Below are 8,521 nucleotides of genomic sequence, written 5' to 3' on the forward strand. Positions count from 1 at the left end.
TTGCCCATCGTGAACGGCCGACCAATCACGACGCGAGGAGCGCGACGGTCCGTTCGTCCTCATGCCCGCCATAAAAGGCGCTGAGCGCGGCGCGGAACAGGCGATGCTCGGGCAGAGCCCGGGCAAACAGGGTCATGGAGGAGATGAATTTCTTGTCGTCCGGCGTGCCGAAAATGCTGCCAAGATCGCGCGGTGCCACCCCATCGGGCGCATGCAGCAGCACCGCCTCTGTGCACTCGTCGAGCCGTGCCCCCAGGATCGGATGCCCGGCAAAGGCCCGCGCCTCCTCCAGGTCATGCAGCGCATAGAGCCTGGATGTCTCGCTCTGTCCCAGCCCGGCAAGCTGGGGGAAGATGAACCACATCCAATGCGTTTCCTTCCGTCCGGCGCGCAATTCATGCAGCGCCGTAGGATAGACCTGATCCTGCGCGGTCAGGAACTTGGCGATCATGGCGCCGTGGTTCTCGGTCATGGCTCGTCCTTCCCTCGTGCTGTCGACCAATCCTAACCCGAAATCCGCCCCTCCCCAACTCGGCCGGCTCAATCGGCCCGGCGCGTCAGCATCCAGTTGAAGTCGGGCGTGCCAAGATGGCCCCACAGCCGCAGCCACATCGGCATCATCATTTCCTGGGCACGGGCGCCCTCGATCCCGCCCAGGTCGATGATCGCCGTCCAGCCAAAACTGGTCAGCAGGTCGCGCACATCCTTTTTGGCGCCGTTGTCATTGCCCGAGAGGAAGACGACATGTTCGCCCGGCAGCCGGCCCGGATCGACCATCACCTTGGCATTGACCGTGCAGAGCGTCTTGACCACGCGAGCCTGCGGGAAAGCGCGCTGGATGGTTTCGCCCAGGCTATCGGTATTGACCACCGAGAGCACGGGCGGCTTCTGCGAGAAATCGAGCGCGTTGGAAATGTCGATCAGCACCTTGCCGGCGAGGTTCTCCGCCCCCGCCTGGTTGAGCGCCTCAAGCGCATGGGCGCCGCTCGTGGCATGGATGATCACCTCGCCAAATGCGGCCGCCCCGGCAAAATCCATGGCCTGCCCGCCGGTTTCGGCGGCAAAGGCCCGGGCCTTTTCATTGCTCGCCTCCCGCGCACCCATGGCCACCTCATGGCCGAGTTCCCTGAGGCGCCGCGCCAGCGCCTGCCCCACCATGCCTGTTCCCAGAACGCCATAACGCATCGTCGCCTCCTCCGTACCTTCGTGCCAATGTGGGCGCGGTGATGGAGGGCGGCAAGGGCAGGGGCCGAAAGGGGCGTGGATTGCCCGGCGGGGGCACTTAACCGCGATGGCAGGCCCCTTCAAGTCACGCCACTAGCGCTCATGGCCTGCTGGTCTCGCAAGGCTCCACCGGAGCCTTGCGTCTTTCTCCGAAAGACCGGCTAAGCAGCCTTGACGACCTCGACCAGCTCCACGTCGAACACCAGGTCCTTGCCGGCGAGCGGGTGGTTGGCGTCGACGGTGACGCTCTTGTCATCCACGCCGACCACGGTGATGGGCAGCATGCCGCCATCGGCGGTGCGGGCCTGGAGCTGGGTGCCGATTTCCAGATCAATGCCGGCAGGCACTTTTTCGCGGTCGAGCTGCTGGATGGCGTCGTCGCGGCGCGGGCCATAGGCCTGGTCCACGGGAATGGTCACGGTGGCCTTGTCGCCTGTTTCCATGCCGGTCACATGGGCTTCCAGGCCCTTGATCACCTGGCCCTGGCCCAAGGTGAATTCGAGCGGTGCGCGGCCTTCGGAGCTGTCGAACTGGGTGCCGTCGGTGAGGCGGCCGGAATAGTGAATGCGCACGGTGTCGCCGGTTGCGGCAGTTGTCATGGGACGAGCCTTTCGGATTTTTTGTCTTGGGGCCCTCTCCGGGAGGACCATCATGGTCAGTCGCGCAAAGCGCCGCCCGGTCGGCAGGGACGGAGCGGCGGGGCGGTGGCACCCAATAAGGCCGGGGCCACGAAACGCACGACGGCGAACCCCAAGTGTAGGGCCTCAGGCCGCGATGTAAACCCTTGGCGCCCAATCCCCCGGCGCAAGGCGGTCTGCGGGCGATCACGCTTGCGCCCGGGTCGCATTTCCGCCATCAAGCCGCCGTGATTGCCGCGTAGCGGGCAGGCTGAGGACGAATTTGGCTCAATCAGGTGTTGCCATGACCGCGCGACCGCTTCCCATTGCAGGTTCCCTGGCCATGGCCCTGGTGCTGGCCGGCTGTTCGATGGCCGGTATCAAGCCGATGCCGGGCAATAAATCGGCCGCAACCGCCATTGCCTCCTTCGCGCCCGTGGGCGTCACCCCGGCCGGCCATGTGCCCAAGGCCGCCAATGTGCCGCCCGCACCCGGCACGCTGCTGCTCGGCTATGCCGGCGCGGAGCGCGGTGCGCTGGACGGGCTGATCGCCCATTATGCCAGCCAATATGCGGTGCCCGAGCACCTGGTGCGGCGCGTGATCGTGCGGGAAAGCGGCTACAATCCGGCCGCCCGCAACGGCCCCTATTACGGGCTGATGCAGATTTCCCACGCCACGGCGCGCGGCATGGGGTATCGCGGCGAGCCGGCGGGTCTGCTCGATGCCGAAACCAATCTGCGCTATGCCGTGCGTTATCTGGCCGGGGCCTATATGACCGCCGGCGGGAATGAGGATCGGGCTGTCCAGTTCTATGCGCGGGGCTATTACTACGATGCCAAGCGCCTGGGCCTGCTGGAAAAAAGCGGGCTGCGCTGAGGGCGATCAGGCGTCGCTTTTGGGCGACAGCAGCTCGCCCAGCCGGACGGCCAGCTCGTCCTCCCGATAAGGCTTGTCCAGCCGCGGATAAGCGCAGGGCTGTTCCTCGGGCAATTCCGAATAGCCGCTGGTGAGCAGCACCGGCAGGTCCGGCTTGAGCCGCCGCGCGGCCTCGGCCAGTTCCAGCCCGTTCATGCCGGGCATGGCATAATCGGTGATCAGCACCCCGATATCGGGATGCTTTTCCATCAGTGCCAGCGCCTCAACGGCCGAAAAGGCCTCGATCGCGGTGTGTCCCAGATCTTTCAAAACGTCTACAGTATTGAGGGTAATCAAGGCATCGTCGTCCACCACAAGAATAGTGGTGCCAGGTCCCCTCAGGGGGGTGATTTGCACGGGATGTCCTTAAGGGCTCCGTCGAGCCTGTTGCCGGAAGACGGAGTTCCGTTCTTCCTATCCATCCCTAACCTAGCCAGAGAAAAGTGGCGAAGATAGGCCCCTCACGCCAATCGTGAAGCCTGTGTCCGTCTGCTGACACAAGCGGTCAATTATGGGTGCCATCCTGGCGCCCGAAACGATAAGCTTCGCCCGGGACACAAGAGGAATCGCATTCATGCATCTGCTGCTCGTCGATGGCTCGGGCTATATTTTCCGCGCCTTCCACGCCCTGCCGCCCCTTTCGCGCAAGTCCGACGGACTGCCGGTGGGCTGTGTGCAGGGGTTCTGCAACATGCTCTACAAGCTCACCCAGGACATGGATGGCGACGAGCCGCCCACCCACATGGCGGTCATTTTCGACGCCAAGGGCAAGACCTTCCGCGACGATCTCTATCCCCAATACAAGGCGCAGCGCCCGCCCGCCCCCGAGGAGCTGGTGCCGCAATTTCCGCTGACCCGTTCGGCCACGCGCGCCTTTTCCATTCCTTCCATCGAAATGGAGGGCTGGGAGGCCGATGACATCATGGCCACCTATGCCTGCATGGCCCGCGATGCCGGTTACAAGGTCACCATTGCCTCCTCGGACAAGGATCTGATGCAACTGGTCGAGCCCGATGGCTCCATCCGCCTGCTCGACACCATTCCGCGCCCCGGCCAGCCGCCTCTCCGCTGGATCGGCCCCGACGAGGTAATGACCAAGTTCGGCGTGACGCCGGACAAGGTGATCGATGTGCAGGCGCTCTGCGGTGACTCTGTCGACAATGTCCCGGGCGTCCCCGGCATCGGCGTCAAGACCGCGGCCGAGCTGATCAATACCTATGGCGATCTCGAAAACCTCCTGGCCCATGCCGAGGAGATCAAGCAGCCCGCCCGCCGCCAGAAGCTGATCGACAATGCGGAGCTTGCCCGCATCTCCAAGCAGCTCGTCACGCTGGAACAGAAAGTGCCGGTCGAGATCGACCTTGATGGCCTGATCCGCCAGCCCATGAATCCCTCCGCGCTGTTCCCGTTCCTCAAGGCGATGGAGTTCGCGACCATCACCAAGCGGCTCGCGACCTTGCTCGAGGCCAACCCGGATGATTTCGCGCCCGATCCGGAGCTGGCCGCCAACAAGGAGAGCCCCGTCCCCGGCGCGCCGCAGAAATCCACCTCGCTCTCGGTCGCCAAGGCCAAGCTCGCTGCCAATGTGGTGCCCGGCTCGGGCCCCGCCCGCCATGCCGCGGCCGAGCATCAGCGCGTCAAGGCCATCCCGGTCAATTACGATGCCTATGAGATCGTCACCACGCCCGAGGCGCTGGAGCGCTGCATCGCCAAAATCGTCGACAAGGGTCATGTGGCCATCGACACCGAGACCACCGGGCTCGACCCGCAAATGGCCGATCTGGTTGGTGTGTGCCTCTCCACCGAAATCGGCGAGGGCTGTTATGTTCCGGTGGGCCACGCCAAGCCCGGCGACCTTCTGGGCGGCGGCGGGCTGGTCGAGGGGCAATTGCCGCTTCGCTTCGTGCTCGAAGCCCTCAAGCGCGTGCTCGAGGACCCCGCCATCCTCAAGATCGGCCAGAACGTCAAATATGACATGGAGGTGCTGGCGCGCTACGGCGTCGCCATGAGCCCGATCGACGACACCATGCTCATTTCCTATGCGCTGGACGGCCCGCGCTATAATGGCATGGATGTGCTGGCCGACCATTGGCTCAACCACAAGACCATCACCTATGCCGAGCTGGCCGGCACCGGCAAGCACCAGAAGACCTTCGACCAGCTCGAGATTGCCCAGGCGGCCCGCTATGCTGCCGAGGATGCCGATATTACCCTCAGGCTCTGGCATGTCTTGAAGCCCCGCCTTGTGGCCGAAAACGCCACCGCGCTCTACGAAACCATCGAGCGGCCGCTGGCCCCGGTGCTGGCGCGCATGGAAGCGCGCGGCATCACCGTTGACCGGCAGATCCTGGCGCGGCTTTCCGGCGATTTCGCCCAGCGCGCCGCCGCGCTCGAGGCCGAGGCGCATGAGCTGGCCGGGCAGAGCTTCAATCTCGGCTCCCCCAAGCAGCTGGGCGAAATCCTCTTTGACAAGATGGGGCTCGAGGGCGGCACCAAGACCAAGACCGGCGCCTGGTCCACCGGGGCCGATGTGCTGGAAGACCTGGCCCTCAAGGGCATTCCCCTGGCCCGCACCATTGTCGATTGGCGCCAGCTCACCAAATTGAAGGGCACCTATACCGATGCCCTGCCCAATTACATCAATCCGCGCACAGGCCGGGTCCACACCTCCTATAGCCAGGCGTCGGTGCTGACGGGGCGGCTTTCGTCCAACGAGCCGAATTTGCAGAACATCCCGGTGCGCACCGAGGACGGGCGCAAAATCCGCACCGCCTTCATCGCCCCGCCGGGCAAGGTGCTGATTTCGGCCGACTATTCCCAGATCGAGCTGCGCGTCCTCGCCCATATCGCCGATATCCAGGCCTTGAAAGACGCCTTCGAGGAAGGGTTGGACATTCACGCCATGACGGCGAGCGAAATGTTCAACGTGCCGGTGGAAGGCATGCCCAGCGATGTGCGCCGCCGTGCCAAAGCCATCAATTTCGGCATCATCTATGGCATTTCCGCCTTTGGGCTGGCGAACCAGCTCGGCATCGAGCGCGGCGTCGCCGGGGACTACATAAAAACCTATTTCGAGCGCTTCCCCGGCATCAAGGACTATATGGACGCCCAGAAGGTGAAGGTGAAAGCCGATGGGCATGTCACCACCATTTTCGGGCGGCGCATCCAGTTCCCCAATGCCAATTCGGGCAATCCCAGCGAACGCAGCTTTGTCGAACGCGCCTCGATCAACGCCCCCATCCAGGGCTCAGCCGCCGACATCATCCGCCGCGCCATGATCCGCATGGAGCCGGAACTGAAAAAGGCGGGGGTGGAAGCCGACATGCTCTTGCAGGTGCATGACGAACTGATTTTCGAGGTCCCCGAGGGGACGGAGGATCAGGCGATCCCGGTCATTAAGCGGGTGATGGAGTCAGCGGCCGAACCGGCCGTGCGGCTGACGGTGCCGATCCAGGTGGACGCGCATGCGGCGAAGAATTGGGATGAGGCGCATTAGGTATGTCGCACAAATTCAACATCACTTTTGCCGCCAACGATCAGTTCAAGTTCGACTTCTCCTACAATTCGGAGAAGATCTTCTGGTCGGAAAACTACAAGCAGAAGGCCAGCATCAAGAACGCCATCGACTCGCTCAAGACCAATGCGCCAGGTGCAGCCACTGTGGATGTCAGCAAGGGCGAAGGAGGCTCGGGCTATCGTTTCGAAATAAAGAAATCGAGCGACGACCAGTTCTATGTGAACTTTGTCGCCTCCAATGGCGAGATAATGGTGCGCACCGAGCGCTACACCGCCAAGGCAAGCGCGCAGAACGCCATCGAATCCCTGAAAAGCAATGGCCCGGATGCCGACGTCAACGACGAAACAGTATCGTTGGGAGAAATAGAAGCGCGCTTACGAACAAATCCTGAAGGCGTGTCTTCTCAATTGCGCTCGGTATCGATAGCGGCCCAGGAAAAACTAGATTCCGTCCAATCTGAAATCCCGAACAGCCTTGAAGGGAAAAGCAGAAAAGAGCGGGCATCAGAATTTCTAAGAGAGCTTTCTCATCGGTCAAACGAAGTCGCCGACAAGATAGACAGCAAACCAGATAGCATTACTGAAGCTGCTCGCCTGTTACAAAAACTATCTGACTTCGTGTCTAGGTGGATCTCCGAAAATTCTGAACTAATTCGAAAGTTTAGGTTGGTCGGCTTGATCGGACTCAGTTGCGCCATTCTCAACTTCCTGGGGTGCACGCCCATTGTCTCCTCTGTGGCATCCACTTTTTTGTTTGGTGGCAAGGAGCTGGCGGAATATGTGGCGTCCGCCCTTGGAAACGACAAGAAACCGAAGTAACCCCCACCCGGCCTCCCCCTGATAGGGGGAGGGGTAGAATGAGCGCTTTGTGCGTTTGGCGCCTTGGCCGGGCGTATGGCCCCTGTTTGAAGGGCCTTGGATGTTTCGGGGCTTTCGCTGATACGGCTGCATCTCCGATGCGCTCCTCCCCCTCATTAGGGGGAGGCTGGGTGGGGGTATCCGCTAAGACTCATTGTCCGGCTCACCCAGCACCTCCGCCAGAGAGACAAACACCCCTTCACCACGCTGCATGACATCCGCATTGGTGAAGCGCAGCACGCGGTAGCCGCGCCCGGCCAGATAGGCGGTCCGCTGCGCGTCATGCGTCACACCGGCTTCAGAGAAATGCGTGTCGCCATCGATCTCGACGACGAGCTTTTTGCCCTTGCAGACAAAGTCCACGACATAGGGCCCGATAGGCGACTGGCGCCGCCAGTGCAGGCCTGCGTCGCGCCAGGCCAAAGTCAGCGCCCAGAAGCGGCGCTCGGGCAGGGTCTGCTCCCGCCGCAGTTTGCGGGCGAAGGCGACAGTTTCGGCCATGGGGACCTCCTTGGCCGAGATTAGCATCGTGTTTGCGCAAGAGCACCCCCACCCAACCTCCCCCTGAAGAAGGGGGAGGAGTAGAGATATATCGCTGAAACCCAAACAATCTGGATCGGTCCCTTCCTCATCAGGAGCAGGATCGGTGAGGGCTGTACCCCCGGCCCCCCCGAAACCGCCCCGGCATAGGGGAGGGGGCTAAACCGGCACCGCAAAACCTGCCCGCATCTCCTCTGCTTTCGCCCGGCTGATGCAGCCTTCCTGATGGTCATTGACCAGGCCCATGGCCTGCATGAAGGCGAAGATCGTGGTCGGGCCGACAAATTTCCAGCCGCGTTTCTTGAGCGCCTTGGAGAGCGCGATCGATTCCGGCGAAGTTGTCTGGCTTTGCGGCGGGGCCGGGGTCTGGGCCTCAAAGCGCCACACAAAGGCGGCGATGGAGCCGGCCTCGGCGATCAGTTCCTGGGCGCGGGCGGCATTGTTGATCACCGCTTCGATCTTGCCTCTGTGGCGCACAATCCCCTTGTCGGCCAGCAGGCGCTCCACATCCGCTTGGGTAAACGCGGCCACCCTGTCGATGTCGAAGCCGGCAAAACCGGCGCGAAAGGCCTCGCGCTTATTGAGAATGGTCCGCCAGGAGAGGCCCGACTGGAACCCTTCAAGGCTCAGCTTTTCAAACAAGCGCCGGTCATCGCTGACCGGAAAGCCCCATTCCGCATCGTGGTAAGGCACGAATTCCGGCGCCCCGCCGCACCAGCGGCAGCGGTTCTGTCCATCGGGTCCGACAAAAAGGCTCATGCATCCCCCAACAGGAAATCCAGCCGCGGCTCGGCGCGGGCCGGGGCAATTTCGATCACTTCGGGCGTCACCACCCCGCCGCTGACAAACG

7 protein-coding genes and 3 pseudogenes are annotated in these 8,521 nt (G+C 62.8%); 4 read left to right on the plus strand and 6 right to left on the minus strand.

Features of this window, described 5'->3' with window-relative positions:
- Positions 1–25 precede the first annotated feature (25 nt).
- The 3 genes from QZ564_RS13785 to QZ564_RS13795 form a co-directional block, all read right to left on the minus strand.
- Positions 26–472 carry a DUF1810 domain-containing protein gene (locus QZ564_RS13785; RefSeq protein ID WP_297110967.1) on the minus strand — a complete coding sequence of 149 codons (447 nt, stop codon included), beginning with the start codon at positions 470–472 and terminating at the stop codon, positions 26–28.
- A gap of 68 nt (positions 473–540) precedes the next feature.
- Complete coding sequence (locus QZ564_RS13790) at positions 541–1,185, minus strand: NAD(P)-binding domain-containing protein (protein ID WP_297110970.1); 645 nt, start codon at positions 1,183–1,185, stop codon at positions 541–543.
- A 200-nt stretch (positions 1,186–1,385) separates the two neighbouring features.
- Positions 1,386–1,823, minus strand: a complete 438-nt coding sequence (locus tag QZ564_RS13795; protein WP_297110972.1) for a peptidylprolyl isomerase — start codon at positions 1,821–1,823, stop codon at positions 1,386–1,388.
- 553 nt (positions 1,824–2,376) lie between these two features.
- Between QZ564_RS13795 and QZ564_RS13800 the strand changes: the two are divergent.
- Positions 2,377–2,718 (plus strand): annotated as a pseudogene (locus QZ564_RS13800) (lytic transglycosylase domain-containing protein); the annotation flags it as partial.
- A 6-nt stretch (positions 2,719–2,724) separates the two neighbouring features.
- Here QZ564_RS13800 and QZ564_RS13805 read toward each other — a convergent pair.
- Positions 2,725–3,114 (minus strand): response regulator, encoded by a 390-nt coding sequence (locus QZ564_RS13805; protein ID WP_297110975.1) that lies wholly within the window; start codon positions 3,112–3,114, stop codon positions 2,725–2,727.
- Between the two features lie 217 nt (positions 3,115–3,331).
- Between QZ564_RS13805 and polA the strand changes: the two genes are divergently transcribed.
- The 3 genes and pseudogenes from polA to QZ564_RS19205 all read left to right on the plus strand — a co-directional run.
- The gene (gene polA / locus QZ564_RS13810; RefSeq protein WP_297110978.1) at positions 3,332–6,253 is read left to right on the plus strand and encodes a DNA polymerase I; all 2,922 of its coding nucleotides are present in this window, start codon (positions 3,332–3,334) and stop codon (positions 6,251–6,253) included.
- A 2-nt stretch (positions 6,254–6,255) separates the two neighbouring features.
- Positions 6,256–6,411 (plus strand): annotated as a pseudogene (locus QZ564_RS19200) (DUF1508 domain-containing protein); the annotation flags it as partial.
- A gap of 6 nt (positions 6,412–6,417) precedes the next feature.
- Positions 6,418–6,621 (plus strand): annotated as a pseudogene (locus tag QZ564_RS19205) (DUF1508 domain-containing protein); the annotation flags it as partial.
- A 654-nt stretch (positions 6,622–7,275) separates the two neighbouring features.
- Here QZ564_RS19205 and QZ564_RS13820 read toward each other — a convergent pair.
- Both QZ564_RS13820 and QZ564_RS13825 read right to left on the minus strand, forming a co-directional pair.
- On the minus strand, positions 7,276–7,632 hold the full coding sequence (locus QZ564_RS13820; RefSeq protein ID WP_297110985.1) for an endonuclease domain-containing protein: 357 nt from the start codon (positions 7,630–7,632) through the stop codon (positions 7,276–7,278).
- Between the two features lie 198 nt (positions 7,633–7,830).
- The gene (locus QZ564_RS13825) at positions 7,831–8,430 is read right to left on the minus strand and encodes a DNA-3-methyladenine glycosylase I (RefSeq protein WP_297110987.1); all 600 of its coding nucleotides are present in this window, start codon (positions 8,428–8,430) and stop codon (positions 7,831–7,833) included.
- Positions 8,431–8,521 lie beyond the last annotated feature (91 nt).

It is taken from the genome of uncultured Devosia sp. (genome assembly GCF_913055165.1).
Classification (GTDB): domain Bacteria; phylum Pseudomonadota; class Alphaproteobacteria; order Rhizobiales; family Devosiaceae; genus Devosia.

Excerpts from the sequence above, each read along its gene's own strand:
- QZ564_RS13785 (WP_297110967.1), bottom strand. The coding sequence starts at position 472 with ATGACCGAGAACCACGGCGCCATGATCGCCAAGTTCCTGACCGCGCAG.
- QZ564_RS13790 (WP_297110970.1), bottom strand. The coding sequence starts at position 1,185 with ATGCGTTATGGCGTTCTGGGAACAGGCATGGTGGGGCAGGCGCTGGCG.
- QZ564_RS13795 (WP_297110972.1), bottom strand. The coding sequence starts at position 1,823 with ATGACAACTGCCGCAACCGGCGACACCGTGCGCATTCACTATTCCGGC.
- polA (WP_297110978.1), top strand. The coding sequence starts at position 3,332 with ATGCATCTGCTGCTCGTCGATGGCTCGGGCTATATTTTCCGCGCCTTC.
- QZ564_RS13820 (WP_297110985.1), bottom strand. The coding sequence starts at position 7,632 with ATGGCCGAAACTGTCGCCTTCGCCCGCAAACTGCGGCGGGAGCAGACC.
- QZ564_RS13825 (WP_297110987.1), bottom strand. The coding sequence starts at position 8,430 with ATGAGCCTTTTTGTCGGACCCGATGGACAGAACCGCTGCCGCTGGTGC.